Consider the following 26,822-nt stretch of genomic DNA (forward strand, 5'->3'; position numbering starts at 1 on the left):
CGGCGGCCTGGGCGGTCATGCGTCCAGGTCGGCCGGGGGGCGGCGCCTGCGGGCCAGTTTCCGGGCGACGAAGGTGCGCGGGAGGTGGCGGACGGCGAGGGCGTAGGCCTGGTAGCGCCGGCCGGTGATGCTGACCGGGCGGCGCAGGGCCAGGTCCTTGAGCGCCTGCTCGACCACGGCCGCCGGCTCGAGCCAGACCGCGTCGCGCAGCGCGCTGACGTCCATCCCGGCGCGTTCCTGGAACTCGGTGCGGGTGAAGCCGGGGACGACGGCCAGGACCCGGACGTTGTGGGGCTCCATGTCCACCCGGAGGGACTCGCTGAAGGCGGTGATCCAGGCCTTGGCGGCCCCGTAGGTGCCCGTGGGCAGCAGTCCGGCCACCGAGGAGACGTTGACGACGGCCCCGTGGCGGCGTGCGCGCAGGCCGGGCAGCGCGGCGTGGGTGAGCCGCAGCGGGACCTTGACGAGGAGGTCGAGCATCCGCTCCTCGTCCTCGACCGGGCTGTAGGGGAAGGGCGCCGGGAGCCCGAAGCCCGCGTTGTTGACCAGGATGTCCACGGGCCGGGCGCGGTCGGCGAGCCGTTCGGCGACCGCGTCGAGGTCCGCCGGGTCCAGCAGGTCGGCGGGCAGCACCTCGGAGGCGGTGCCGTACTCGCGGGCCAGTGCGCCGGCGACGGCGTCGAGCCGGTCCTTGTCGCGGGCGACGAGGACCAGGTCGCAGCCCTTGGCGGCGAATCCTCGGGCGAAGGCCGCGCCCAGTCCGGCGCTTGCTCCGGTGATCAGTACGGTGGTCACGACGCGTTCACTTCCTCGGTGGTGGCCGGCGAGGTGTAGGCCTCGGCGACGTCGACGAGGAACCGGGCCTCGTCCGCCAGGTCCCCGCCTTCGTTCGAACTCTGGATGGCCGCGGGCAGTTCCAGCGCGGCCGCCTCGCCCGCCTGCCCGGGCAGTCCGGCGAGCTTGGCCCGCCGGGCGTCCTTCAGTACGCGGGCCAGCGCGGCCGCGGTGCGCCGCTGCTCGGGGATCCCGTGGCCGGCGACGTGGCCGCGGGCCTGCTCCAGGGCTCCGGGGCGGGCGTACTCCCCCAGGATCAGGATGGCGTCGCGCGTCTCGATGACCTTGCGGTAGACCAGCAGGTCGCGCTGGACCGGCGGCCACAGCAGTTCCGCAACCCGGGAGCTCCTCGGCTTGTTGAGGGCGACGTGCGGGACCGCCTCGACCAGGTCGCGCCACAGCGGCCACAGCCGCCAGGCGGTGGCGATGTCGGCGAAGGTGCGGCGGAGCGTGAACAGGGTGGGCACGAGGATCGCGGCGGCGCGCAGCAGGCCGTGCAGGTTCATCAGCAGCGGGAGGGCGGGCATCGCCCAGGTGCTGGCGAACAGTGCCTTGGCCAGGTAGGCCAGCCAGAACAGTCCGGCGAGCGCGGTGCCGAGGCCGAAGAGGCTCAGGCCGGCCGCCAGACCACGGCTCTCGGTGCGCCGGCTGTAGCGCCAGCACAGGCCCACGCAGACGGTGTTGGCGATGACGTGGGCCGAGATCAGCACGAGCCAGTACGCGAGGGACGGCACCGGGTCGCCGACCGGGGGCATGGTGTGCGTGCCGTGGCCGGGCGCGGCGGCGTCCAGGGCCACGAGGGCGGTCAGCCAGGCCACGGTGGCGGCGCAGGAGGCGATTTGGAGGCGGCGGCCGCGGGTGGCGGCGGCGACGAAGTAGAGCACGGCGCCCGCCGACAGCACCCCGATGAGGTTGCGGACGAGGCCGATGGTGTGGGCGTGGGCCGCGCCCCGGTCCATCGCCCGGGCGACGACGTCCGGCAGGTTCAGGGTCATCGCGGCGGCGGCGGTCGCGACGGCCAGCCACAGCCCGCGCTGCTGGGGCGAGCGCAGGGCGCCCGGGGCGCGCAGCAGGACGGCGGCCCACAGGCACACCACGCTCGGGACGGCGAGCCAGTTGCCGAAGTCGGTCAGGTCAGCCGCCATCGGTGCCCCGCTCGTAGCCCATGGCGGACTCCAGCCGGGCCAGGGTGCCCCGGTCCCGGGCGGGGGTGCGCGGGCCGGCGTTCGCGGTGCGGATGCGGATCATGCTGGCGAGCATCTCCGCCTCCTGCTCCTGGCGGGTGGTGTAGTTGGTGCGTCCGAGCACGACGGGGGCGCTGCCGTCGGTGTCCTCGCCCTCCAGCGAGTTGTGCCCGAAGAGGATGTGGCCGAGCTCGTGGAGGACGATGTGCTCGCGGTGCAGCGGGGTGGTCTGGGCCTCGTAGAAGACGTAGTCGACGCTGGCCGTGCCCACCCACAGGCCGCAGACCCCGGATTCCGCCGCCTCCTTGGGGAGCGGATGGAGCCGGATGGGGCGGCCGCGCTGCTCGGCCATCCGTGCGCACAGGACGTCGAGGGAGAACGGGTGGGTCAGATCCAGATGGCCGAGAATGTTCTCGCACCTTTTGCGAATGCTGAGTTGCCGGTGGGGCATGTGATCCCTCTTCGGACCCTTTCCGGGGCAGCGTCGGTAGGCGTGTGTGGGCATGGGCATGACGTCCTGTGCCTTCAAGGCGGCCACGGGGAATGCGGTCCTGAGGGAGGAAACACGGACGCCCGTCCGCCGGGTGACGAACGGGCGTTCCACCATGCCTACAGATCTTGTACGCGAGTTGGCAAGGAAAGTCCCCAGGTGGGGAACCTATTCGGCCATCACGTACGAAGATCCTCACGCGCCGGGTGGCCGGAGGCCGCCCCCGGGCGTACGGGACCCCTCCCGCACGCCCACGACGCCCCGGTCACCGCTTGCGGCGCTCCTCGGGGGCGGTGAGACCGGCCCGGCGCAGGGCGTCGGCCATGGCGCTGTTCGCGGGGGCGGGTGCGCCGCCCCCCTGCCGCCGGCCCTGGCCGCCGCCCTGGCCCTGGCCGCGTTCGCCCTGGTTGCGGCCGCCGCCGCCCTGGCCGCCCGCACCGCCGCGCTGCTGCGGGGGACGGCCGCCGCCGCGCCGCTCGTCGCGCTGCCGCGGCGCGCCGGCGCCGCGTTCCGCCCCGGCCTCGTCCTCCAGCCGCAGGGTCAGCGAGATCCGCTTGCGCGGGATGTCCACGTCCATGACCTTGACGCGGACGATGTCGCCCGGCTTGACCACGTCCCGGGGGTCCTTGACGAAGGTCTTCGACAGCGCGGAGACGTGCGCCAGACCGTCCTGGTGGACGCCGATGTCGATGAAGGCGCCGAAGGCGGCCACGTTGGTGACGACGCCCTCCAGGATCATCCCGGGGGCCAGGTCGCCGATCTTCTCGACGCCCTCCTTGAAGCTCGCCGTCTTGAAGGCGGGGCGCGGGTCGCGGCCCGGCTTCTCCAGCTCACGCAGGATGTCGGTCACCGTGGGCAGACCGAAGGCCTCGGTGACGAACTGCTCGGGCCGCAGGGAGCGCAGGACGCCGGTGTTGCCGATGAGCGCCGCCACCTCGCCGCCCGCCGTCTTGCCCATCGCCCGGACCACCGGGTAGGCCTCGGGGTGCACGGCGGAGGCGTCCAGCGGGTCGTCCCCGCCGCGGATGCGCAGGAAGCCGGCGCACTGCTCGTACGCCTTGGGGCCGAGGCGGGCCACGTCCTTGAGGCCCTTGCGGTTGCGGAAGGGGCCGTTGGCGTCGCGGTGGGCGACGATGTTCTCGGCGAGGGTCCCGCTGATGCCGGAGACCCGCGAGAGCAGGGGCGCGGAGGCGGTGTTGACGTCGACGCCGACGCCGTTCACACAGTCCTCGACCACGGCGTCGAGGGAGCGGGACAGCTTCACCTCGGACAGGTCGTGCTGGTACTGGCCGACGCCGATGGACTTCGGGTCGATCTTGACCAGTTCGGCCAGCGGGTCCTGGAGGCGGCGGGCGATGGAGACGGCGCCGCGGAGCGACACGTCCATGCCGGGCAGTTCCTGCGAGGCGAAGGCGGAGGCCGAGTACACGGAGGCGCCCGCCTCCGAGACCATCACCTTGGTGAGCCCGAGGTCGGGGTGGCGGGAGATCAGGTCCCCGGCCAGCTTGTCGGTCTCCCGGGACGCGGTGCCGTTGCCGATGGCGACCAGCTCGACCGCGTGCTCCTTCGCGAGGCGGGCCAGCTTCGCCAGGGACTCGTCCCACTTGTTGGCGGGCACGTGCGGGTAGATCACGTCGGTGGCCACGACCTTGCCGGTGGCGTCCACGACGGCGACCTTCACACCGGTGCGGAAGCCCGGGTCGAGACCGAGGGTGGCCCGGGTGCCGGCGGGCGCCGCGAGCAGCAGGTCGCGCAGGTTCGACGCGAAGACCCGTACGGCCTCGTCCTCGGCGGCCTGGCGCAGCCGCATCCGCAGGTCGATGCCGAGGTGCACCTGGACCTTGGTGCGCCAGCACCAGCGGACCGTGTCCGCGAGCCACTTGTCGCCGGGCCGGCTGTGTTGCGAGGGGGCGGCGATGCCGAAACGGCGCGCGATCATGACCTCGTACGCGGAGGGGCCGGGGGTGTCCGCGTCCTCGGGGGCCTCGGGCTCCAGGTTGAGGTCGAGGACGTCCTCCTTCTCGCCGCGCAGCATGGCGAGTACGCGGTGCGAGGGCAGCGCGGTGAACGGCTCGGCGAAGTCGAAGTAGTCGGCGAACTTGGCGCCGGCCTCCTCCTTGCCCTCGCGGACCTTCGCGGCGAGCCGGCCGCGGCCCCACATGCGCTCGCGGAGCTCGCCGATCAGGTCGGCGTCCTCGGCGAACCGCTCGGTGAGGATGGCGCGGGCGCCCTCCAGGGCGGCGGCCGGGTCGGCGACGCCCTTGGCGGCGTCGACGAACGCGGCCGCCGCGGCGGCCGGTTCCACCGACGGGTCGGCGAGCAGGCCGTCCGCGAGGGGTTCCAGACCGGCCTCGCGGGCGATCTGCGCCTTGGTGCGGCGCTTGGGCTTGAAGGGGAGGTAGATGTCCTCCAGGCGCGCCTTGGTGTCGGCCGCGTTGATCCGGGCCTCCAGCTCGGCGTCGAGCTTGCCCTGCTCCCGCACGGAGTCCAGGATCGCCGCGCGCCGGTCCTCCAGCTCGCGCAGATACCTCAGCCGCTCCTCCAGGGTGCGCAGCTGGGCGTCGTCGAGCATCTCGGTCGCTTCCTTGCGGTAGCGCGCGATGAACGGCACGGTGGAGCCGCCGTCGAGCAGCTCGACGGCCGCCTTGACCTGCCGCTCCCGTACGCCGAGCTCCTCGGCGATCCTGCCTTCGATGGACATCGTCACGATCGGGTCCCGCCTGCCTTCGTTTGCACTGGAAGGCTGCCAATTGTGGCAGGTGGTCGTGACGGACCGCGGGAGCCCTGCCCGTCAGGCCCTGCCCATGAGGTCCCTCGGGAAGGCTCCCGCGGTCACGGCCTTGACGACGAGGGCCCCGCCGAGCTCGGTGAGGCGGGCCAGTCCGTCCGCGCCGAGGTGCTCGTAGGGGGCTGCGTCGAGGCGGTCGGTGTCGCTCTCCAGCCGCTCGCGCAGGGCCGCGCCGTCCTCGGTCAGCTCGCCTGCGGCTTCGAGCACGCCGCGCTCGCGCAGGCGGCCGGCCGCGGCGTCGAGGTCGTCCTGCGTCCAGCCGCGCATGCCCTTGAGCCACTTCGGGGTCATGCCCTTGCCCGTGGCGGTGTGGCTGACCAGGGCCTCGACCGGGTCCAGGCCCGCGAGGAGGAGGGCGGCGAGGTGGCCGTCGCCGCGGTGCTCGCGCAGCAGGGTGGTGGCGTGCCACAGCCGCAGGTGCGGTTCCTCGGGTACGGGGAGGTCGGCGTGGGCCGCGTACAGGGTGCGGGCGTGCCGGGTGCAGCCCTCGGTGGCGCGCATCGCCAGGTCGGCGGCCTCGGCCACCTCGGGGGACTTGACCGTGTCGGCGCCGAGGAGACGGGTGAGGGCTGCGTCCGCGGCGCGCAGCCGGGCGGCGAGGGCCTGGCCCGGGGTGACGGTGTTCCAGACGGCGGGCAGGTGCCGGGCGACGAGGTCGTGGCGGTAGTTGTAGAAGGTGGCGGTGACCGCGCCGGCCCCGACGGCGCCCAGCGCGGCGGAGCGGTGCGCCAGGTTGACCGCCACGGGGTCGGTCACCCCGAGGGCGGCGAACTCCTCGGCTATCTCCGGGGAGAAGTAGACGGTGGCGTGCAGCGGGTTGATGGCAGCATGCCAACAGCGCCGCGCGGCGAGCGGGTGAAGGGTCATGCGCGGCACGATACCGACTGCTCGGTACGCCAGGTAGACCGGGACGCGGCCCCGGCCCGCGGGCGGGGCAGGTTCGATCCGGACGATCCGTGGGGGTGGGGCCGCACCGGCCGGGGGGTGTGCCCGCGGCCGGACGGGCGGGCGGCCCCGCAGGTCACGGCGGGCGGACCGGGGTGCGGAGCCCCGGGTGGGGCGCCTGCCGCGGCGGCGGCAACCGCGGACGCGTGACGGCCGAATGGCGATCGTGTGACAGCGGGGGCCATGGACATGACCTGAGGGTCCAGGGGTGAATACGGTCGAGCGACGACCTTGAACCGAGCTGTCTCCCCTACCACTTGGAGTCATTCGTGCACCGCAAAGTCATCGTCCCGAGCGTGCTCGCCGCTTCCCTGCTGCTGGTGATCCCGGCGTCGGCGGCGAGTTCCGGTCCGGGCGCCCCGGGTATCGGCGATCCCTACTACCCGGCCAGCGGCAACGGCGGATACGACGTGTCGCACTACGACCTGCGTCTGAAGTACCAGCCGACGACGGACCTGCTGGAGGGCACCGCGACCCTGATCGCCACGGCGAAGCAGGACCTGTCGCGCTTCAACCTCGACTTCGGCCTGAAGGTCAGCGAGATCCGGGTCAACGGCGCCAAGGCGAAGTTCGCCACGTCCGGCGACCACGAGCTGGAGGTGACGCCGGCGAAGCCGCTGGCCCGCAACACCCCGCTGACCGTGGTCGTCACGTACGCCGGCAAGCCGTCCGAGCTGAAGGTCGACGGCTGGACGGCCTGGCAGCGCACCCCCGACGGCGGTGTCGCGGCGCAGGAGCCCGACTCGGCGGTCTGGTGGTTCCCGAGCAACGACCACCCGCTGGACAAGGCCACCTTCGACGTCTCGGTCAGCGTGCCCGACGGCACCCAGGCCATCAGCAACGGCGTGCTCCAGTCGCAGACCTCGCGGCTGGGCTGGACCCGGTACAACTGGCGCTCCAACAAGCCGCAGGCCACCTACCTGGCCACGCTCGCCGTCGGCAAGTTCGACATCACCACCGACAGGACGGCGAGCGGGCTCCCGATCGTCAACGCGTACAGCAAGGACCTCGGTGACAACGCGGGGGCCGCGCGCGCGAGCGTGGAGCGGACCGGCGAGGTCACCGAGTGGCTGGAGGGGGTCTTCGGGCCGTACCCCTTCAACGCGCTGGGCGGCTACGTGCCGAACGTGAACGCCGGCTACGCCCTGGAGACCCAGACGCGGCCGTTCTACGGTCCGCGGCAGTTCCAGAACGGCGCGAACGTCTCGGTGGTCGTGCACGAGCTGGCCCACCAGTGGTACGGCGACAGCGTGTCCGTGGAGGGCTGGAAGGACATCTGGATCAACGAGGGCTTCGCCCGCTACAGCCAGTGGCTGTGGTCGGAGAAGGAGGGTGAGGGCACCGCTCAGGAGCTCGCCGACTGGGCTTACTCCCTGCGCCCGGCGGAGGACGCCTTCTGGCAGGTCAAGCCGGGCGACCCCGGTCCGGAGAACCAGTTCCACGGGGCCGTCTACGACCGCGGCGCGATCGCACTGCAGGCGCTGCGCAACGAGATCGGCGACGAGGCGTTCTTCCAGATCCTCAAGGGCTGGCCGACCGAGCGGGCCTACGGCAACGCCAAGGTCGGGGACTTCGTCCGGTACGCGGAGAAGGTCTCCCGCAAGCCGCTGGCCCAGCTGTTCGAGACCTGGCTCTACACCCCGGGCAAGCCCGACGCGTCGGCGCTGAACCCGGCCGCGCCCACGGCCAAGGCCCGCTCGGCGCAGCAGTCCGCCCCGGCGAAGCCCGCCGCGGAGCCGAAGTCCTGGAAGAAGATCGCGGAGACCAACACCGTCCACGACACCGAGCACGGCTCCGGGCCCGGCCACCGGCACTGAGCCCGCGCCGCCCCGCGCACCGCGCGCGGCCCCCGCATCCGGCGGGGGCCGCGCGTCCCGGCGTCGGTCAGCGGCGTCCCGCGTGCCATGCGGCGCGGGCCCGGTAGGCGATCGGCAGGTAGCGCAGCCGCTCCGGGAGCAGGGGGACGATCAGGCGGACGGCCGTGCTGAAGCGCCGCAGCCGGCGTTCCTGCGCCGGGCTCCACTCCAGCCCGATCGCGGCGCGGGCCTCCGGCGGCATGTACCCCGCGGTGACGAAGGCCCGCAGGCGCAGGAAGGCCGCCCGCACGGCGGGCCAGGTCAGCCGGAGCAGCAGCCGTACCGGGAACGGGCCGCCCTCGGGCCGGGGCAGCGGCACGTCGGTGGCGACCAGCTCGCGGGCGACCGCGGTCGGCTCGATCTCCTCGGCCAGCATCCGCCCCCAGTAGGTCCAGTACTCCTCGATGGTCTGCGGCATGTCCCGGTCGCGCAGCCCGAGGATCCGGCCGACCTGGAGCCACTCCCGGTAGAGCTGCTGCTCCTGGGCGGGGGTGAAGCGGCGCAGCAGGTAGCGCCCGGCGTAGAGGTAGACCGGGAAGCCGGTGGCGTGCACCCACGCGTAGCAGGCGGGGTCGAGGGAGTGGTAGCGGCGGCCGCGGGTGTCGGTGCCCTGGATGTCCTTGTGCAGGCGGCGTACCCGGCGGCCCTCCTCGGCGGCCTCCTCGCCGCCGTACACCCACAGCTGGACCGAGCGCAGGGAGCGCTCGCCGCGGCCCCAGGGGTCGGTGCGGAAGACGGAGTACTCGTCGACGCCGGCCGCGATGGCCGGGTGCGCGACCTGCATGGTGAAGGCGGCGGGCAGCATCAGCAGCGCGCGGACGTCGCCGGCGATGGTCCACAGCACACCGCCCGGCGGGGGCGGCGCGGGGTCGGTGCGGGGCGTGGCCGCAGGTCCGGCGGGGTGTGCCGAGTCCGTCTTCGTCATATGACAAGTATGCGAGCACCGGACGGCCGTCTCACGGACAGAAAGTCGCTGCACGGGTGTTACCCAGAGGTAACTGCTGCTGCTTGTATGACGGCGTCGATCTTCCCCCGCAGGAATGACGGAGACCTTCATGCTGCTTTCCACGACCCGCTCGCGCCGCGCCGCCGCCACGGCCGTCGCCGCGGTCGCCGCAGGCGCACTGGCCGCCAGCACCGCGCCCGCCGCCACGGCCGCGGAGAACGCCGCCGCCCCGCGGCTCAGCGTCCTGTCGTACAACGTGTTCCTGATGAGCAAGAACCTCTACCCGAACTGGGGCCAGGACCACCGGGCCGCGGAGATCCCCAAGACGTCCTTCTACAAGGGCCACGACGTGGTCGTTCTCCAGGAGGCCTTCGACAACAGCTCCTCGGACGCGCTGAAGGCGAACTCCGCCGCGCAGTACCCGTACCAGACCCCGGTCGTCGGCCGCAGCAAGAGCGGCTGGGACGCCACGGGCGGCGCCTACTCCTCCACCACCCCGGAGGACGGCGGCGTGACGATCCTCAGCAAGTGGCCGATCGTCCGCAAGGAGCAGTTCGTCTACAAGGACGCCTGCGGCGCCGACTGGTGGTCCAACAAGGGCTTCGCCTACGTCGTGCTGAACGTGAACGGCACGAAGGTGCACGTGGTCGGCACGCACGCGCAGTCCACCGACCCGGGCTGCGGCGCGGGTGAGGCCGCGCAGATGCGGGCCCGTCAGTTCCGGTCCGTCGACGCCTTCCTGGACGGCAAGGACATCCCGGCGAACGAGCAGGTCATCCTGGCGGGCGACCTCAACGTCGATTCGCGCACCCCCGAGTACGCGAGTCTGCTCGCCGACGCCGACCTGGCCGACTCCGACGCGCGCACGGGCCACCCGTACTCCTTCGACACCGCGCTGAACTCCATAGCGAACTACCGCTACCCGACGGACCCGCGCGAGGACCTGGACTACGTCCTCTACCGCAAGGGCAACGCCCGCCCGGCGGGCTGGGAGAACAACGTGGTCAAGGAGGAGTCGGCGCCCTGGACGGTCTCCAGCTGGGGCACCTCCTACACCTACACCAACCTCTCCGACCACTACCCGCTGATCGGTCGCTGACTCCCGCGCCGCCGGCCGGAGAGCGCGAAAGCGCCCGCGGGCCGGCGGCGTCCGGACTCACACCGCCTCGTACGGCTCCTCGTACAGGCCGTCGATCAGCGCGCCGTACTTGTCGCGGACGACCCGGCGGCGCAGCTTGAGGGAGGGCGTCAGTTCACCGGTCTCGGGGCCCCACTCCTCGGTCAGCAGCCGGTAGCGCTTGATCTGCTCGGTCCGGTTGAGCCGCGCGTTGGCCGCCTCGACCGCGCGGGCGATCTCCTCCCGGACGGCGGGGTGCTCGGCGAGCGCGCTCGGGGAGGCGGCCTCGATGCCCCGGGCGGCCGCCCAGACCGGGGCCAGCTCCGCGTCCAGGACCAGCAGGGCTACCAGGTAGGAGCGGCCGTCGCCGTGCACCAGCGCCTGGCCGATCAGGGGGTGCTCCTTGACCGTGTTCTCCACCAGCGCGGGCGAGACGTTCTTCCCGTTGGACGTGATGATCAGTTCCTTCTTGCGGTCGGTGATCCAGAGGAAGCCGTCCTCGTCGATCCGGCCGACGTCCCCCGTGGGGAACCATCCCTCGGTGTCGGAGGCGCTCTCCACCGAGCCGTCCGGCCGCAGGTAGCCGCCGAAGACGGTCGCTCCGCGGGTGAGGACCTCCCCGTCCTCGGCGATCCTCAGCTCCACCCCCTCGATCGGCCGGCCCACCGAGCCCAGCCGGAAGCCGGCGGCGCTGTTGAGCGTGCACACCCCGGCCGTCTCGGTGAGCCCCCAGGCGTCCATGATCGTGATGCCCCAGCCGGCCCAGAAGCGGACCACGTCGATGGGCATCGGCGCGGTGGCGCTGGCCGTCCAGGCGAGCCGGTCCATGCCCGCGAACCGCAGCAGCGGGTCCAGCGTCCGTTCCTTCGCCGAGGCGTACGAGGCTTCGAGCGCGGCGGGCACCTCCTCCCCCCGCTCGTGGTGGCCGGCCCGGGCGCGGGCGAGGTCGTTGGCGGCCTCGATGGCGCTGCGCTGTTCCTCGGGGAGCTGCGCGAGGACCGCGCGGACGGAGGCGGCGAGCTTCTCCCACACCCTGGGCACCCCGAAGAACTGCACCGGGCGCAGTTCGCGGACGGCGGCCGACACGGCGGTGGGATCGGCGCACAGCATGACGTGCGAGGCCCTCAGCAGGGGCAGGTAGATGCCGAGGACCCGCTCGGCGATGTGCGCGAAGGGCAGGTAGCAGATGTGCTCGGCGTGCTCGGGCAGGTCCACGCGCCGGTCGAGACGGACCCCCTGGAGGATCAGGTTGCGGTGGGTCAGGCGTACGCCCTTGGGGTCGCCGGTGGTGCCCGAGGTGTAGACGACCGTGAGCGGATCCTCGGGGCGGGTCTCCTGCCAGGCCTTCTCGAAGGCGTCGGCGCGGTGGATCCGGGCGCCGCTCGCGTACAGCGAGGCGTAGGTGCCGTGCCGGCCGGCCTCGGCGGCCTCGGCGACGACGAGGCGCTCCAGGGGGACGTCGGCGGCGGCCAGCAGCGGTTCCCACCGGGCCAGTTCGCGGGCCCCCTCGACGACGGCGACCCGGGCCCGGCTGTGGCGGGCGATGTGCGCGATCTGCTCGGGCGCGGAGGTCCCGTAGACGGTGACGGGCACGGCGCCGAGGTGGAAGAGGGCGAGGTCGCTGAGCCAGTGCTCGGGGCGGTTGCCCATCATCAGCAGGACGTGCTCGCCTCGCCCGACGCCGAGGGCGGCGTAGCCGGCCGCGAGGACGGCGACCTTGTGGCGGACCTCGCTCCAGGTGAGCGTCGTCCACCCGGCCGCGTCGGGGCCGGCCCGCCAGGAGAGGGCGGGGAGGTCCCCGTGCTCGGCGGCGTTGCGGGCCAGCAGGGCGGAGAAGGTGATCTCTTCGGGTCGTCCGGGCAGTCGCAGGTTCGTGGTCATGGGCAGCTCCTGGCCGTTTCACATCGTTGGTGCGACAGCAATACTGTTGAACCCAAGCTGTGGAGCAGAGAGCGAGGCGCAGACGATGGCCGACCAGGCACCCGAGCCGATGCTCACCGTCGACGAGCTGGCGGCCAGGGCGGGCGTCACCGTGCGCACGGTACGGTTCTACAGCACCCGCGGGCTTTTGCCCCCTCCCGTGATCGGTCCGCGTCGGGTGGGGCACTACGGGCCGGAACACCTGTCCCGGCTGGCCCTGATCGAGGAGCTCCAGCACCAGGGGATGACCCTGTCCGCCATCGAGCGCTACCTGGACGCGCTGCCCGACGACCTGAGCGCGCACGACCTCGCCATCCACCGGGCGATGGTGGCCAGTTGGGCCCCGGACGCGGCCCGGGAGGCCTCGCGGGAGGAGCTGGAGAAGCGGGCGGGGCGCAGCCTGTCGGACACCGACGTGCGGCGGCTGACGGCGATGAACGTACTGGCCGCCTCGGGGGACGGGTTCCGGGTGGACGTGGGGCTGCTGCGGCTCGGGGTCGCGCTGCTCGACGTGCCGATCGCGCACGAGACGATCCTGGCGGCGCGCAAGGTGCTGGTGGAGCACACCCGGTCGGCGGCGCACGAGCTGACGGCGCTGTTCCGGGACGAGGTGTGGGGGCCGTTCACGGAGGGCGAGAGCGATCCGGAGCGGGTGGAGTCGATGAAGGCGCTGTCCGCGCACATGCAGCCGATGGTGGTGCAGGCGCTGGTGACGGCCTTCCAGCGGTCGCTGCGGGAGGAGCTGCGGGCGGCGTTCACGTCCGGCGACGAGTGACCCTGCGAGATCGGGTAACTTCACGGCGCATGGCAGTCATTCACCGTACGACCATGTCACCCGGCAAGCTCGAACTCCTCGCCGCCTGGATGCCGTCGAAGCCCTGGTACCGGGGCGGGGGCGCGCCGCTGCTCGCCAAGGCCGGCGGTTTCCGGCTCGACGACCCCGAGGGCGAGGTCGGCATCGAGTTCATGGTGGTCACCGACACCTCGGGGGACTCCCCCGTCACCTATCAGGTCCCGCTGACCTACCGCGGGACGCCGCTGGAGCACGCCGAGAACGGCCTGATCGGCACGTCCGAGCACGGTGTGCTGGGCCGGCGCTGGATCTACGACGGGGCTCACGACGTGGTCCTGGTGGAGCAGTTGCTCGCCCTGCTGGCGGGGCGTACGGCCGCCCAGGACCAGAACGCGAGCGACGTCCCCGACCCGACGGTCGAGGTCCGTACCGAGGGGCCCGGGGTGCCGCAGGGCCTGACCGGCCCCGGGGCCGTGACGGACACCGCCGACGCGAGCCTCGTCACCGTGGGCCCGTCGACGCAGGACGGCCCGGTCTCGACCCTGACCCTGTGCCGGGTGCTCCGTCCCGGTCCCGCCCCCGCGGGTGACGGCGCGGCGGGACGGGTACTGGCCGGGTGGTCCGCCCCGGACGGCGCCCGCCGGCACGGGCAGTTCGCCCGCCTGGCCGCGTCCGAGCGCTGACCGCAGGACACCCCGGGCCCCCGCTCGCGCGGGCCCGGGGGTGTCCGAACCGGATCAGTCCGTGTAGGTCTCGCCCCGCTCGGCCTTCTCCACGAGGGAGGCCGGCGGGGTGAACCGCTCGCCGTAGGTGCCGGCGAGCTCGCGGGCGCGCGCCACGAAGCCGGCGAGGCCGCCCTCGTAGCCGTTGATGTACTGGATGACGCCGCCGGTCCAGGCCGGGAAGCCGATGCCCATGATGGAGCCGATGTTGGCGTCGGCGACCGAGGTGAGGACGCCCTCGTCGAGGCAGCGGACGGTGTCCAGGGCCTCGGAGAAGAGCATCCGCTCCTTCAGGTCCTCGAAGGGCACCTCGTGGCCCGGCTTGGCGAAGTGCTCGCGCAGGCCCGGCCAGATGCGGGTGCGCCTGCCCGACTCGTCGTACTCGTAGAAGCCGGCGCCGCCGCTGCGGCCCGGGCGGCCGAACTCGTCGACCATCCGGTCGATGACGGTGTCGGCGGGGTGCTCGGTCCACGTGCGGCCCTCCGCCTCGAAGGCCTTGCGGCTCTCGTTGCGGATCTTGCGCGGCAGCGTCAGGGTGAGCTCGTCCATCAGGGAGAGCACCTTGGCCGGGTAGCCGGCCTGGGCGGCGGCCTGCTCGATCGACGCGGGCTCCACGCCCTCGCCGACCATCGCCACGCCCTCGTTGATGAACTGGCCGATGACGCGCGAGGTGAAGAAGCCGCGCGAGTCGTTGACCACGATCGGGGTCTTGTTGATCTGGCGCACCAGGTCGAAGGCGCGGGCGATGGCATCGTCGCCGGTCCGCGCCCCCTTGATGATCTCGACGAGGGGCATCTTGTCGACGGGCGAGAAGAAGTGCAGTCCGATGAAGTCGGCGGGCCGCTTCACGCCCTCGGCGAGCCCGGTGATGGGCAGGGTCGAGGTGTTGGAGCACAGGAGCGCGTCGGGCGCGATGACGTCCTGGATCTCCTGGAACACCTTGTGCTTGAGGGCGGTGTCCTCGAAGACGGCCTCGATGACGGCGTCGCAGCCCGCGAGGTCGGCGACGTCGGCGGTCGGGGTGATCCGGGCGAGCAGCTCCGCGCGCCCCGCCTCTGTGGTCCGGCCGCGGGACAGCGCCTTGTCGAGGAGCTTCTCGGAGTACGCCTTGCCCTTCGCCGCGGCCTCGGCGGTGACGTCCTTGAGGACCACCTCGATCCCGGCGCGGGCACAGGAGTAGGCGATGCCGGCGCCCATCATGCCGGCGCCGAGGACGGCGACCTTGCGGACCTGCCGCGGCTCGACGCCCTGCGGGCGGCTGCGGCCGGCGTTGACGGCCTGGAGGTCGAAGAAGAACGCCTGGATCATGTTCTTGGCGGTCTGTCCGGTGACCAGCTCGGTGAAGTAGCGGGCCTCGATGGTCAGCGCGGTCTCGAAGTCCACCTGGGAACCTTCGACGGCGCAGGCGAGGATGTTGCGCGGCGCCGGGTACGGGGCCCCGTTCAGCTGCTTCTTCAGGTTGGCCGGGAAGGCCGGGAGGTTGGCGGCGAAGCGCGGGTTGGACGGCGTGCCGCCGGGGATCTTGTAGCCGGGTACGTCCCAGGGCTGCTGCGACTCGGGGTGGGCGTCGATGAAGGCGCGGGCCTTGTCGAGCATCTCCTCGGGCGTGGCGGCCAGTTCGTGCACGAGGCCGTTGTCCAGGGCGCGCCGGGGGGTGTACTGGGTGCCCTGGAGCAGCACCTTGAGCAGCGCGTCGGCGATGCCCATCAGGCGGACGGTGCGGGTGACGCCGCCGCCCGCCGGGAGGAGGCCGAGGGTGACCTCGGGCAGGCCGATCTTGGAGCCGGGCGCGTCGAGGGCGACGCGGTGGTGGGAGGCGAGCGCGATCTCGTAACCACCGCCCAGGGCGGCGCCGTTGATGGCGGCGACGACCGGCTTGCCGAGGGTCTCGATGCGGCGCAGGGACCGCTTGATCTCGGTGCCGGTGTCGAAGGCGAGCTGCGCGTGCTCGGGGCGCAGGCGGATCATGTCCTTGAGGTCGCCGCCGGCGAAGAAGGTCTTCTTCGCGGAGGTGTAGATGATGCCGCGGATGGAGTCCTTCTCGGCCTCGGCGCGGTCGGCGACCGCGGCGATGGAGTCCTTGAAGGCCTGGTTCATCGTGTTGGCGGACTGGTCCGGGTCGTCGAGGATCAGGGTGACGACGCCGGTCTCGTCCTGTTCCCAGCGGATCGTGGTGGACTCGCTCATGTTCGCTACTTCCGTGTCGGAGGGGTCGGGGGATACAGGACGGTTCAGAGGCGTTCGACGATGGTGGCGACGCCCATGCCGCCGCCGACGCAGAGGGTGACGAGGCCGTAGCGCTTGTCCTGGCGCTCCAGCTCGTCGACGACCGTGCCGAGGATCATCGCGCCGGTGGCGCCGAGCGGGTGGCCGAGCGCGATGGCGCCGCCGTTGACGTTGACCTTGTCGAGGGAGAGGCCCATGTCCTTGACGAAGCGCAGCACGACGCCGGCGAAGGCCTCGTTGATCTCGACCAGGTCGATGTCGTCGATGGTCAGGCCGGCCTTGGCGAGGGCCTTGCGGGTGGCCGGAGCGGGGCCGGTGAGCATGATGGTGGGCTCGGAGCCGGAGACGGCGGCCGAGACGATGCGGGCGCGCGGGGTGAGGCCGTTTCGCTCCCCCGCCTCGCGGGAGCCGATCGCGACGAGCGAGGCGCCGTCGACGATGCCGGAGGAGTTGCCCGCGTGGTGGACGTGGTCGATCTTCTCGATCCAGTGGTACTTCTGGAGGGCGACGGCGTCGAAGCCGCCGAGCTCGCCGATGTCCGCGAAGGACGGCTTCAGCTTGGCGAGGGTGTCGGCGGTGGTCCCCGGACGGACGAACTCGTCGTGGTCCAGGACGACCAGGCCGTTGCGGTCGGTGACCGGGACGACGGACTTCGCGAAGCGGCCGTCCTTGATCGCGGCGGCGGCGCGCTCCTGGGAGAGGGCCGCGTACTCGTCGACGTCGCGCCGGGAGAAGCCCTCGATGGTGGCGATCAGGTCGGCCCCGATGCCCTGCGGGACGAAGCCGGTGTCCCAGTTGGTCATAGGGTCGGCGAACCAGGCGCCGCCGTCCGAGGCCATCGGTACGCGGGACATGGACTCCACCCCGCCCGCCAGGACCAGGTCCTCCCAGCCGGAACGGACCTTCGCGGCGGCCAGGTTGACGGCTTCCAGGCCGGAGGCGCAGAACCGGTTCTCCTGTACGCCGGCCACCGTGTCCGGGAGCCCGGCCGCGATGGCCGCGATGCGGGCGATGTCGGAGCCCTGGTCGCCGACCGGGCCGACGACGCCGAGCACGATGTCGTCGATGGTGGCGGGGTCCAGGCCGGGGTTGCGCTCGCGCAGGGCGTCGATGAGTCCGACGACGAGGTCGATCGGCTTGGTGCCGTGCAGGGAGCCATTGGCCTTGCCGCGGCCGCGCGGGGTGCGGATCGCGTCGTATACGTAAGCTTCGGTGCTCACTGGTCAAGCCTTTCGGTGTGCTGGAAGGTCCTGGGAAGGTCCTCGGCGGGGCCGCGGTGCGGGATGAGGGGGTTCAGCTGAGGAGGGACCGGCCGATGATCTCCTTCATGATCTCGGTCGTGCCGCCGTAGATCGTCTGGATGCGGCCGTCGGTGAAGGCCCGCGCCACCCGGTACTCGGTCATGTAGCCGTATCCGCCGTGGAGTTGCAGACAGCGGTCCGCCACGCGCTTTTGCAGTTCGGTGGCCCACCACTTGGCCATCGAGGCGTGCACGTGGTCCAGCTCGCCGTTCGAGTGGTCGGTGATGCACCGGTCGAGGAAGGTCCGGGTGACGGCGACCTCGGTGGCCATCTCCGCGATCTCGAACCGGATGTGCTGGAGCTTGGACAGCGGACGCCCGAAGGCCTCGCGCTCCTTCACGTACTGGGTGGTGATCTCCAACAGGTACTCGGCGGCGGCGATCCCGGCCATCGCGATGCCCATCCGCTCCTGCGCCAGATTGGTCATCAGGTGGAGGAAGGCGCCGTTCAGTTCGCCGAGCAGGTTCTCCTTCGGCACGCGCACGTCGTGGAAGAACAGCTCGGCGGTGTCCTGTGCCTTCTGGCCGATCTTGTCGAGGTTGCGGCCGCGTTCGAAGCCCTCCGCGCCGCGCTCGACGACCAGCAGCGACAGGCCGTGCGCCCCGCCCTCGGGGGTGGTCTTGGCGACCACGATCACCAGGTCGGCGAGGATGCCGTTGGAGATGAAGGTCTTGGAGCCGTTCAGCACCCAGTGGTCGCCGCGGTCCTCGGCGGTGGTCCGGATCCCCTGGAGGTCGGAGCCCGCGCCCGGCTCGGTCATCGCTATGGCGGTGATGGTCTCGCCTGAGCAGAAGCCGGGCAGCCAGCGGCGCTTCTGCTCCTCGGTGGCGAGCGAGGTCAGGTACGGCCCGATGATGTCGTTGTGCAGGCCGATGGCCAGTCCGGGGGCGCCCGCCCTGGTGAACTCCTCGGCGATGACGGCGGCGTAGCGGAAGTCGGTGTTACCGCCGCCCCCGTACTCCTCCGGGACGGCGAGCCCGAGCAGTCCCTGGCGGCCGGCCGCCCGCCACGCCTCCCGGCTGACGATGCCGTCCTCCTCCCACTGCTCGTAGTGCGGCAGCACCTCCTTCGTGAGGAAGGTGCGGACGGTCTCGCGGAACGCCTCGTGGTCGGCGTCGAAGATCCGGCGCTTCATCGGACGGCTCGCTGCATCGGAAAGGCTCCTTAAAGCCGGTTAAAGCCAGTTCTTGACGGTCTCGACCAGCCGGGCGGGCTCGGGGCCGACGGGTGTGACGTTGAGCATGGTGACGCCCGCCTCTCGGAAGGCCTCGACACGCTCGCGTACGTAGCCCTCGGGCCCGCACAGGGTCATCAGCTCGCAGAACTCGTCCGGCACGGCCGCCGCGGCGTCGCGCGTGCGTCCGGCGAGGTAGAGCTCCTGGATCCGGCGGGCCGCGTCCCCGTAGCCGTAGGCGACGGCGAGGTCGTTGTAGAAGTTCTTGCCGACCGCGCCCATGCCGCCGACGTACAGCGCGATCTGCGGGCGGGCGCGTTCCCGTACCGCGGCGGCGTCCTCGCCGATGGCGAGCAGGCCGCCCGCGACGGTCTGGAGCGGGCCGAGTTCCGGCGCGCGCTTGGCCGCGCCCTCGGCGAGCGGGCCGCCCCACACGGCGGCGGCCTTCTCCGGGATGAAGAGCGTCGGCAGCCAGCCGTCCGCGATCTCGGCGGTCAGCCGCACGTTCGCCGGGCCGAGGGAGGCGATGTAGACGGGGATGGCGTCGCGCACCGGCCGGGTGAGGATCTTCAGCGGCTTGCCGTGCCGGCCGCCCTTGTCGGGCGGCAGCGGCATGTCCGTGATGCCGTGGTGGTCGATCGTCTCCCGGCGCCAGATGCGCCGGCACAGCTCGACGGTCTCGCGGGTGCGGCCGAGCGGCTTGTCGTACGGCTTCCCGTGCCAGCCCTCGACGACCTGCGGGCCGGAGGCCCCGAGGCCGAGGAGCGCCCGGCCGCCCGAGAGGGCGTCCAGTCCGGCGGCCGTCTGCGCGATGAGGCCGGGGGTGCGCGAATAGACGTTCATGATCGCCGAGCCGATCTTCAGCCGCTCGGTGCGGGCGGCGAGGTAGCCCATGATCGTCGGGGAGTCGAACCCCCAGGCCTCGGCCACCCACACGGCGTCGAGTCCGGCGGACTCCAGGGCGGCGGCCTCGTCGGCTGCCCGGCGCGGGTTCCCCGCGTAGTCGAGCATCATCGACAGTTCCATCAGGCCTCTTTCGGGAGCAGGGCCGGTACGTCCCAGTCGGCGGCCACCGACTCGGTGTGCGCGCCGGGTCGGGCCGGGCCGCTCGTGACGGACACCGGGGTCGCGGAGAACCGCGGGGCGGGGGCGGGCTGGACGATCCCCCCGAAGTCGGTGAAGGTCCCCCGGGCGGCGAGGTGGGGGTGGTCCGGGGCCTCGCGCAGCGACAGCACCGGGGCCACGCACGCGTCGGTGCCCTCGAAGACCGCCGTCCACTCCTCCCGCGTACGGGTCCGGAAGCGGGCGGCGACGGCCTCGCGCAGCTCGCCCCAGCGGGCGACGTCCTTGCGGGCCGGCGTCCCCTCCGCGATGCCGAGGAGCTCCGTGAAGGTGTCGTAGAACTGCTGCTCCAGCGCGCCGACCGCCATGTACCCGCCGTCGGAGGTCTCGTAGGTGCCGTAGAAGGGGCAGCCGCCGTCGAGGAGGTTGGCGCCCCGCCGGTCCTGCCAGCCGCCCGCCGCCATCATCCCGTGGATCATGGCGGTGAGGTGGGCGGTGCCGTCGACGATGGCCGCGTCGACGACCTGGCCGGTGCCGGTGGCCCGGGCGTGCTGGAGGGCGGCGAGGACGCCGATCACCAGGTAGAGCGAGCCTCCCGCGTAGTCCCCGACCAGGTTGGCCGGGACCGCCGGGGGCTCTCCCGGGTTGCCGATCATGCCGAGGGCGCCGGTGACGGCGATGTAGGCGATGTCGTGGCCGGCCGCGTGCGCGAGCGGGCCGTCCTGGCCCCAGCCGGTCATCCGCCCGTAGACGAGGCGGGGGTTGCGGGCGTGGCAGTCGGCCGGGCCCACGCCGAGCCGCTCGGCGACCCCGGGGCGGAAGCCCTCGACGAGGACGTCGGCGCGCTCGACCAGGTCCAGGACGCGGGCGGGCCCGTCGGCGGACTTGAGGTCGACCAGGACGGAGCGCTTGCCTCGGTTGGTGATGTCGTAGGCAGGGTCGACCGCGAGTGCGCCCCCGCCGGGCCGGTCCACCCGTACGACGTCCGCTCCCAGGTCGGCGAGGAGCATGGCGGCGAAGGGTCCCGGGCCGATGCCGGCCAGCTCGACGACGCGCACTCCGGCGAGCGGGCCGCGGCCGCGGGCCGTCCCGGTGCCGGTCCCGGTCCCGTTCCCTGTCACTGCCATCGAGCCCCCAGCGTCTGCGGTGTGCTTGGTATGCCTCGTGTGCCTGGTACGCCTCGTGTGCCTGGTGTGCGACTGTGTGACACAACTGATGTAACACCGGTGATGCTAGGAACGTGTTCCACCGAGCACAAGCCCCCTGGCCGGGCTCCGGCGGGATCGGCCGGCTTTGGCGGATCCGGCCCCCCGGAACGGCCGCAAGATCCATGGGCCACCCCCCTGAAAGATCGCCCCCGGACTCTGTACTCTGAACTCGCTTTCGAGCTGATCAAGCGTTCAATCAGATAAATGGGGGACCGGTGCGTCGTCGCCGTCTTGTAATCTCCGCTGCCGCCATCGCGGCGGGCGTTGGTCTCATACCGGGCGTGGCCCAGGCCGAACCGGCCAAGCCGGACGCGCGCGGCACCACCAAGCCGGACCTGGACCTGGGCAAGGACGCCAAGGCCAAGGGCCATGCGTTCAGCAGCCCCGCGGACCGCTCGGTCCGCAAGGCCCTGCCGTCCGCCAAGACCGGTGCGGCCGCAGCCCCGCAGGCCCAGTCCGTCGCCGGCAACCCGACCCTCGCGGTCGGCGTGACGGCCTACGGCACCACGGCGCACGGGACCGAGGTGGACACCACCATCTCGAGCGCGGACACCGCGCTCAAGGTCACCGTCGACTGGGGCGACGGGAAGACGGACGTCTTCGACGCCTACGGCTCCGACAACCGGACCACGGCCCACGTCTACGCCGAGGTCGGCTCCTACAAGATCAAGGTCACCGTCGCCGACGCCGCGAACAACGTCTCGGCCGTCAACGAGGTCACGTTCGTCACCGACGGCTCCGACTTCACCCCGTACGCCCCGACCCGTCTGCTGGACACGCGCAACGGCACCGGCGCGCCGATGGGCATGGTCCAGCCGTACAGCTCGACCCGCGTGAAGATCGGCGGCAACGGCGGCATCCCGGCCGGCGTCACCGCCGTGGTCCTCAACGTCACGGTCACCAACACCTCCACCGACGGCCACATCACCGCCTTCCCCGAGGGCACCGAGCGTCCGACCACGTCGAACGTCAACTACAAGGCCCGTCAGACCGTCCCGAACCTGGTCATCGTGCCGGTCGGCAAGAACGGCTACGTCGAGATCGCCAACCGCGGCGGCGCGCCCGTCGACCTGATCGCCGACGTCACCGGCTACTTCTCCAAGACCGCCTCCAGCGGTTACACGCCGGTCACCCCGTCCCGCTTCGTCGACACCCGCGAGGGCCTCGGCACGGCGAAGGGCCAGCTCGGCGGCCGCAAGACCTTCTCGACCCAGATCAGCGGCCTGCGCGGCGTGCCCCAGGGCATCAGCGCCGTCGCGCTGAACGTGACGGTCACCAACCCGAAGGAGGCCGGCCACCTGTCGGTCTTCCCGGGCGGCGGCGCCACCCCGACCGCGTCGAACCTGAACTTCACCGCGGGCCAGACCATCGCCAACTCGGTGATCGTCCCCGTCGGCCAGGACGGCAAGATCAGCGTCTTCAACGGCGCCTGGGCGGGCGCCGACGTCGTCGTCGACGTCGTCGGCTACTACAGCACCGACAGCACGAGCGCCTTCCTGCCGCTCTCGCCGGAGCGCCTGGTCGACACCCGTGACCCCAACGACCCGGTCTACGGGAAGCTGTGGGGCCAGAGCTACATCTACATGCCGATGTCCTACGACGACCCGAGCATCACGGGCTTCGTGCTGAACTCCACGGTCACCAACACCGAGGGCGACGGGTACCTCACGGTCACCCCGGACCCGAACTCGATGGACGACTACATCAACCGCGTGGACGTCTGGCCGACGCCGCCGAACTCCTCCAACCTGAACTGGACGAAGGGCGCCACCGTCCCGAACCTGGTCCAGGCGAGCACCGGCGGCAACGGCATCATCGACCTCTGGAACCGGGGCTGGGACGACATCGACCTCATCGTCGACCTCTTCGGCCTCTACCAGCAGGGCTGATCCACCGGCAGGTGAACCCCACGGCGCCCCGGGCGCGGCCGCACGGCCGTTCCCGGGGCGCCGTCGTCGCGGCGGGGCCGGTTCCCGGCACGCGCCGGCCACCTGCCCGCGCGAACGGCCGGGTCCCGCGCTAGCCTCGGCCACCGACACCCACTCGGAGGAGCGCTCATGAACGCAGGGGTCCCGCAGGACCGATCGGAACGTGCCTACGACGTCGTCCTCTTCGGCGCCACCGGGTTCGTCGGCGCGCTGACCGCCGAGTACCTCGCCGAGCACGCGCCCGCCGGCTGCCGGTGGGCCCTCGCGGGCCGGGACCTCGCGAAGCTGGAGCGGCTGCGCGAGCGGCTGGCCGCGATCGACCCCGGGTGCGCGACGCTGCCGCTGCTGCGGGCCGACGCCCAGGACGCCGCGGCCGTACGCGAACTGGCCGCGTCCACCCGGGTACTGGCCACGACCGTGGGTCCGTACATCTGGTACGGCGCCGGGCTCGTGGCCGCCTGCGCCGAGGCCGGCACCGACTACGTGGACCTCACCGGCGAGCCGGAGTTCGTGGACCGGATGTACGTGGAACACGACGCGCGGGCCCGCGAGACCGGGGCCCGGCTGGTGCACGCCTGCGGCTTCGACTCGATCCCGGCCGACCTCGGCGCGTACTTCACGGTCCGCCGGCTGCCGGAGGGGGTCCCGCTGAAGGTCGACGGCTTCATGCGCTCCAACGCGTTCTTCTCCGGCGGGACCCTGGCCTCCGCGCTGACCGCGCTGGGCCGCGGCCCCCAGACCCTGGCGGCCGGGCACGCCCGCCGCCTGCACGAACCGCGGCTGCTGGGGCGGCGGGCCCGCGGGCCCCTGGGCGTGCCGCGGTTCAGCCGCGAGACCGGCACGTGGGCGCTGCCGCTGCCGTCGCTGGACCCGCGGATCGTGACGCGCTCGGCGGCCGCGCTGGAGCGCTACGGCCCGGACTTCCGCTACCGGCACTACGCCTCCGTCAAGCACCTGCCCGTCGCGGTGGGCGGTACGGCGGCGGTGGGCGCGACGGCGGCCCTGGCGCAGGTGCCGCCGGCCCGGCGGTGGCTGACGAACCGCTGGGAGCCGGGCCGGGGTCCGGACGCGGAGCGGCGCGCGCGCAGCTGGTTCACCGTGCGGTTCGTGGGCGAGGGCGGCGGCCGGCGCGTGTTCACCGAGGTGTCGGGCGGCGACCCCGGCTACGGGGAGACCGCGAAGATGCTGGCGGAGTCGGCGCTCTGCCTGGCCCACGACGCCCTGCCGGAGTCCGCCGGCCAGGTGACGACGGCCGTGGCGATGGGCGACGCCCTGACCCAGCGCCTCCAGAAGGCGGGGATCACCTTCCGGGTGGCCGACGCCCGCTGACGGACCGCCCGGCTCAGGAGGCCTCGCGCAGCGCCCTGCGGCACAGGGAGTCGGCGCGGCGGGTGGTCTCCGGGATCCGGAAGCGGGGGCTCAGGGCCAGGACGTGCGCGCAGGCGTTGTCGAGCGACACCTTGTGCCCGACGGAGACGTACACCGGCTTGGTCCCGTCCTGCGTCCGCAGGGCCCGTCCGACCTCGGTCCCGTCGGCGGCGAGCAGCGCGGCGACGTCGCCCCGCCGGGTGCCCGGCTCCTCGTGGGTGAAGGTGAACGGGTTCTTCGCGACGCCGATGGACGGGAGCCCGGTGACCACTCCGAGGTGGCAGGCGAGGCCGAAGCCGCGGGGGTGGGCCAGGCCGTAGCCGTCGCAGACCACGAGGCCCGGCTCGACGGTCAGGGCGTCGAGGGCGGCCAGTACGGTCGGCAGCTCGCGGAAGGCGAGCAGCCCGGGCACGTAGGGGAAGCTGACGTGCCCGACGGCGGTGGCCTCCTGGACGACCTCCAGGGTGGCGGCGTCGAGGACCACGGCCGCGGCGGCGACCAGGTCGCGGGTGTCGTCGTAGGCGACGTCCACTCCCGTCACGAGCCCGTGGCCGGGCGGGGGTCCGGACTCGGTGAGCACGACGCGGTGGCGCAGCTCGTCCTGTATCGCCCGGGCCTCGGCCTCGTCGGCGGGGGTCTTCACACTCGTCATGACGAGCGAGAGTAGCCTGGCGATCATGTTCGTCATGGAGCTCACCTACACCGCGCCGCTCGAAGCCGTCGAGGACGAGATGGACGCCCACATCGCCTGGCTCGACGGCCATTACGCCTCCGGCGTCTTCCTCGCGTCGGGACGCAAGGTCCCGCGCGAAGGGGGCCTCATCCTGGCGCGAGGGGTGTCCCGGGCCGAGATCGAGAGCATCGCGGCCGAGGACCCCTTCGCGGTCGCGGGCGTCTGCGAATACCGCATCACCGAGTTCATCGCGACGAAGACGTCGGCGGACCTGGCGACGGTACGGGAGAACCCGGTCGTCTAGGGGGTGTCCGGCCCTGATCCGGCGGGCACCCCAGGGGGTGTCCGCCGGGGCGTCCGCGGTCCGCGCGGGGCCGCCGGTCAGTGGCGTTCCAGCCGTGCCACCCGGCCCTTCTCCCCCGCCGCCCAGCATCCCGTGTCGGCGGCGCAGTCGACCGTGTCGAAGGAACCGGCGTCCAGCGGCCGCCAGCTGCGGCCGCCGTCCGTGGTCACGTCCGTGCCCGTGGGCCCGACCGCGAGGGCCGTCCCCCCGCTGTACGGGTACCAGGCCGCGCCGGACCGGTAGGCCGGCGGCGGTGTCGTCGCCCGGCGCCAGGTGCGTCCTCCGTCCGAGGACACCGCGGCGGCCTGCGGGGAGGCCTGCCCGGGCCGGTAGTCGCCGCCCACGGCGAGGCCCCTCGTACGGTCCCGGAAGGCGAGGGCGAAGACCCCTCGGGCCGGGTCGCCCGCCGGCAGGGTGGATTCGGCCACCCGCCAGGTGCGGCCGCGGTCCGCGGAGTGCAGGACCCGCGCGCTCGCCCCGCCCCCCGTGGCCAGCCATACGTCGCGCGGGCCGGCGCTGACCAGGCACTGGCCGCTCGCCGCGAAGCCCGCCTCGCCCGGTAGTGCGTCGGGCATGCCCCCGCTGGGCAGCACCCGCCAGTGGCGGCCGCCGTCGTCCGTGGACAGGATGCGGAACTTCCCGTCCACCGGGTCGCTCATGGCCAGCCCGTGCCGGGCGTCGAAGAACGTGAGGCAGTCGTAGAAGGCCCGCGGGTCGGGGTTGCGGAAGGTCTCGGTCCAGGTGGCGCCGCCGTCCTCGGTGCGCAGCACCCTGGAGGCCTCGCCCTCGCCGATGGACAGGGCCACCGCGCGGCGCGCGTCGAACGCCTCGATGTCACGCAGTTCCAGTTCCTCCGCGACCGCGCCGGGCGGGGAGACGTCCTGCCAGCTGCGGCCGCCGTCGAGGGTGCGCAGCACGGTGCCCTTGGAGCCGGCGACCCAGGCCGTGCTCCGGCTGACGGCGGAGAGTCCCCGGAAGCGGGCGGTCTTCCCGGTCTCCTTGAGGGCCCACTCGGCGGTCGTCACGTCCTGTCCCTGGCCGGGCCCCGGCTCGGTGCCGGGGCCCGGGGCGGCGTGTGCGGGTCCGGCGAGCACCCCGACCGCCAGGATTGCCACGGACATGCCAATTCCAACATCCAGAAGCCTCATGGCGCCGGAAGCTAACGCACCCCGGATCCGCCGTCCAGAGGGCGTCCGACCGCACGTTGCGCCGGTGGAGTGAGCGACAACCGGCCCTTCTGCGGCGCCTCCCGTCCCCGCGCGGCACACCGGCCCGCCTTCGGGCACTTCCGCCCGCCGGTCACTCTGTGCGATCGCACAGGCTGGTTCCGGCCAGTCGGTGACACAGCTCACTCAAACGCCCATGCACGGATTTGCCGATTCCGGCGTCTATCGGGTTGCCGGGCCCCACCCCACAGTCCGGCAGCAGATCCGCCGCAAGGGAGTGAGCCTTGATCACTGTCATCGAGCAGGCCGCGCAGGCCCGTCTGGTCGCCACCGCGCCGAAGGTCGAGAGCGTTCCCGTCACCCTCTGCTACGACCGGGCGGATCCCTTCGCCGTGCGCATGGCCTTCCCCGCCCCGGCCACGCTGGAAGGCGTCGAGGTCTCGTGGACCTTCTCCCGCGAACTGCTGGAGTCCGGCCTGGACCGCCCGTCCGGCTGCGGTGACGTGCGCGTACGGCCGTACGACGGGGACCGGACCACGATCGAGTTCCACGCGGTGGAGGGGGTCGCGATCGTGCTGATGCTGACGGCCGAGCTGCACCGGTTCCTGGAGCGGGCCGCGACCGTGGTCCCGCCCGGCCTGGAGCACCTCTACCTCGACATGGACCACAGCCTCGCCGAGCTCATGCGCGACACCTGCTGACACCCCCGCCGTAAATCGTTTGCGGGCGGCCGGGGCCGCCCGTAGCTTCGTAGACGCCCCATTGCCGTCGAACGGAG

22 protein-coding genes are annotated in these 26,822 nt (G+C 72.6%); 8 read left to right on the forward strand and 14 right to left on the reverse strand.

All coding sequences use genetic code 11. From position 1 onward, the window contains the following. Positions 1-15: 15 nt before the first annotated feature. The 5 genes from IG86_RS0124930 to IG86_RS0124950 form a co-directional block, all read right to left on the reverse strand. On the reverse strand, positions 16-795 hold the full coding sequence (locus IG86_RS0124930) for an SDR family NAD(P)-dependent oxidoreductase (RefSeq protein WP_030899788.1): 780 nt from the start codon (positions 793-795) through the stop codon (positions 16-18). After that, on the reverse strand, positions 792-1,979 hold the full coding sequence (locus IG86_RS0124935; RefSeq protein ID WP_030899791.1) for an MAB_1171c family putative transporter: 1,188 nt from the start codon (positions 1,977-1,979) through the stop codon (positions 792-794). Before IG86_RS0124935 ends, IG86_RS0124930 begins: the two co-directional genes overlap by 4 nt. Next, positions 1,969-2,469: an ImmA/IrrE family metallo-endopeptidase gene (locus IG86_RS0124940; protein ID WP_030825761.1), complete on the reverse strand. Its 501-nt coding sequence runs from the start codon at positions 2,467-2,469 to the stop codon at positions 1,969-1,971. Before IG86_RS0124940 ends, IG86_RS0124935 begins: the two co-directional genes overlap by 11 nt. A 304-nt stretch (positions 2,470-2,773) precedes the next feature. Beyond that, the gene (locus IG86_RS0124945) at positions 2,774-5,215 is read right to left on the reverse strand and encodes a Tex family protein (RefSeq protein WP_030899794.1); all 2,442 of its coding nucleotides are present in this window, start codon (positions 5,213-5,215) and stop codon (positions 2,774-2,776) included. An 84-nt stretch (positions 5,216-5,299) separates the two neighbouring features. Further along, entirely contained in the window at positions 5,300-6,163 is an 864-nt protein-coding gene (locus IG86_RS0124950) for an SCO6745 family protein (RefSeq protein WP_030899798.1), read from the reverse strand. 347 nt (positions 6,164-6,510) lie between these two features. On the opposite strand from IG86_RS0124950, the gene IG86_RS0124955 reads away from it, so the two are divergent. Continuing rightward, entirely contained in the window at positions 6,511-8,058 is a 1,548-nt protein-coding gene (locus tag IG86_RS0124955) for a M1 family metallopeptidase (RefSeq protein WP_030899801.1), read from the forward strand. A gap of 67 nt (positions 8,059-8,125) precedes the next feature. Here IG86_RS0124955 and IG86_RS0124960 read toward each other — a convergent pair whose 3' ends face one another. Continuing rightward, positions 8,126-9,022 (reverse strand): oxygenase MpaB family protein, encoded by an 897-nt coding sequence (locus IG86_RS0124960; protein WP_030825749.1) that lies wholly within the window; start codon positions 9,020-9,022, stop codon positions 8,126-8,128. Positions 9,023-9,152: 130 nt separating this feature from the next. On the opposite strand from IG86_RS0124960, the gene sph reads away from it, so the two are divergent. Then, entirely contained in the window at positions 9,153-10,142 is a 990-nt protein-coding gene (sph, locus tag IG86_RS0124965) for a sphingomyelin phosphodiesterase (RefSeq protein ID WP_030899804.1), read from the forward strand. Between the two features lie 57 nt (positions 10,143-10,199). On the opposite strand, the gene IG86_RS0124970 is transcribed toward sph, so the two are convergent. After that, the gene (locus IG86_RS0124970) at positions 10,200-12,041 is read right to left on the reverse strand and encodes an AMP-dependent synthetase/ligase (protein WP_030899806.1); all 1,842 of its coding nucleotides are present in this window, start codon (positions 12,039-12,041) and stop codon (positions 10,200-10,202) included. Between the two features lie 85 nt (positions 12,042-12,126). Between IG86_RS0124970 and IG86_RS0124975 the strand changes: the two genes are divergently transcribed. After that, positions 12,127-12,855 carry a MerR family transcriptional regulator gene (locus IG86_RS0124975; RefSeq protein ID WP_030825740.1) on the forward strand — a complete coding sequence of 243 codons (729 nt, stop codon included), beginning with the start codon at positions 12,127-12,129 and terminating at the stop codon, positions 12,853-12,855. A gap of 29 nt (positions 12,856-12,884) precedes the next feature. Next, the gene (locus tag IG86_RS0124980) at positions 12,885-13,556 is read left to right on the forward strand and encodes a maltokinase N-terminal cap-like domain-containing protein (RefSeq protein WP_030825737.1); all 672 of its coding nucleotides are present in this window, start codon (positions 12,885-12,887) and stop codon (positions 13,554-13,556) included. 54 nt (positions 13,557-13,610) lie between these two features. On the opposite strand, the gene IG86_RS0124985 is transcribed toward IG86_RS0124980, so the two are convergent. From IG86_RS0124985 to IG86_RS0125005, 5 genes are all read right to left on the reverse strand, one after another. Beyond that, entirely contained in the window at positions 13,611-15,782 is a 2,172-nt protein-coding gene (locus IG86_RS0124985; protein WP_030825734.1) for a 3-hydroxyacyl-CoA dehydrogenase NAD-binding domain-containing protein, read from the reverse strand. Between the two features lie 44 nt (positions 15,783-15,826). Then, on the reverse strand, positions 15,827-17,041 hold the full coding sequence (locus IG86_RS0124990; protein WP_030899809.1) for an acetyl-CoA C-acetyltransferase: 1,215 nt from the start codon (positions 17,039-17,041) through the stop codon (positions 15,827-15,829). A gap of 73 nt (positions 17,042-17,114) precedes the next feature. Beyond that, positions 17,115-18,257, reverse strand: a complete 1,143-nt coding sequence (locus IG86_RS0124995; RefSeq protein WP_030899811.1) for an acyl-CoA dehydrogenase family protein — start codon at positions 18,255-18,257, stop codon at positions 17,115-17,117. 39 nt (positions 18,258-18,296) lie between these two features. After that, a complete protein-coding gene (locus IG86_RS0125000; protein WP_030825727.1) occupies positions 18,297-19,322 on the reverse strand; it encodes an LLM class F420-dependent oxidoreductase in 1,026 nt (341 codons plus the stop codon). Continuing rightward, the gene (locus IG86_RS0125005; protein WP_030825723.1) at positions 19,322-20,485 is read right to left on the reverse strand and encodes a CaiB/BaiF CoA transferase family protein; all 1,164 of its coding nucleotides are present in this window, start codon (positions 20,483-20,485) and stop codon (positions 19,322-19,324) included. Before IG86_RS0125005 ends, IG86_RS0125000 begins: the two co-directional genes overlap by 1 nt. A gap of 362 nt (positions 20,486-20,847) precedes the next feature. Here IG86_RS0125005 and IG86_RS40590 point away from each other — a divergent pair, with 362 nt between their 5' ends. Further along, the gene (locus IG86_RS40590; RefSeq protein ID WP_063761566.1) at positions 20,848-22,455 is read left to right on the forward strand and encodes a PKD domain-containing protein; all 1,608 of its coding nucleotides are present in this window, start codon (positions 20,848-20,850) and stop codon (positions 22,453-22,455) included. A 168-nt stretch (positions 22,456-22,623) separates the two neighbouring features. Beyond that, positions 22,624-23,823, forward strand: a complete 1,200-nt coding sequence (locus IG86_RS0125015) for a saccharopine dehydrogenase family protein (RefSeq protein WP_030899814.1) — start codon at positions 22,624-22,626, stop codon at positions 23,821-23,823. 13 nt (positions 23,824-23,836) lie between these two features. Here the strand turns inward: IG86_RS0125015 and IG86_RS0125020 are convergent, their stop codons facing one another. After that, the gene (locus IG86_RS0125020; RefSeq protein ID WP_030899816.1) at positions 23,837-24,514 is read right to left on the reverse strand and encodes an endonuclease V; all 678 of its coding nucleotides are present in this window, start codon (positions 24,512-24,514) and stop codon (positions 23,837-23,839) included. A gap of 25 nt (positions 24,515-24,539) precedes the next feature. On the opposite strand from IG86_RS0125020, the gene IG86_RS0125025 reads away from it, so the two are divergent. Next, positions 24,540-24,839, forward strand: coding sequence for a YciI family protein (locus IG86_RS0125025; protein ID WP_030825714.1), 300 nt, complete (start codon positions 24,540-24,542; stop codon positions 24,837-24,839). A gap of 77 nt (positions 24,840-24,916) precedes the next feature. Here the strand turns inward: IG86_RS0125025 and IG86_RS0125030 are convergent, their stop codons facing one another. Then, positions 24,917-25,999 carry a WD40/YVTN/BNR-like repeat-containing protein gene (locus IG86_RS0125030; RefSeq protein WP_338116755.1) on the reverse strand — a complete coding sequence of 361 codons (1,083 nt, stop codon included), beginning with the start codon at positions 25,997-25,999 and terminating at the stop codon, positions 24,917-24,919. 329 nt (positions 26,000-26,328) lie between these two features. Between IG86_RS0125030 and ssgD the strand changes: the two genes are divergently transcribed. Then, entirely contained in the window at positions 26,329-26,745 is a 417-nt protein-coding gene (gene ssgD / locus IG86_RS0125035; RefSeq protein WP_030825709.1) for a spore wall synthesis regulator SsgD, read from the forward strand. Positions 26,746-26,822: the final 77 nt, after the last annotated feature.

The sequence above is a fragment of the Streptomyces virginiae genome (assembly GCF_000720455.1).
Taxonomy (GTDB): Bacteria; Actinomycetota; Actinomycetes; order Streptomycetales; family Streptomycetaceae; genus Streptomyces; species Streptomyces virginiae.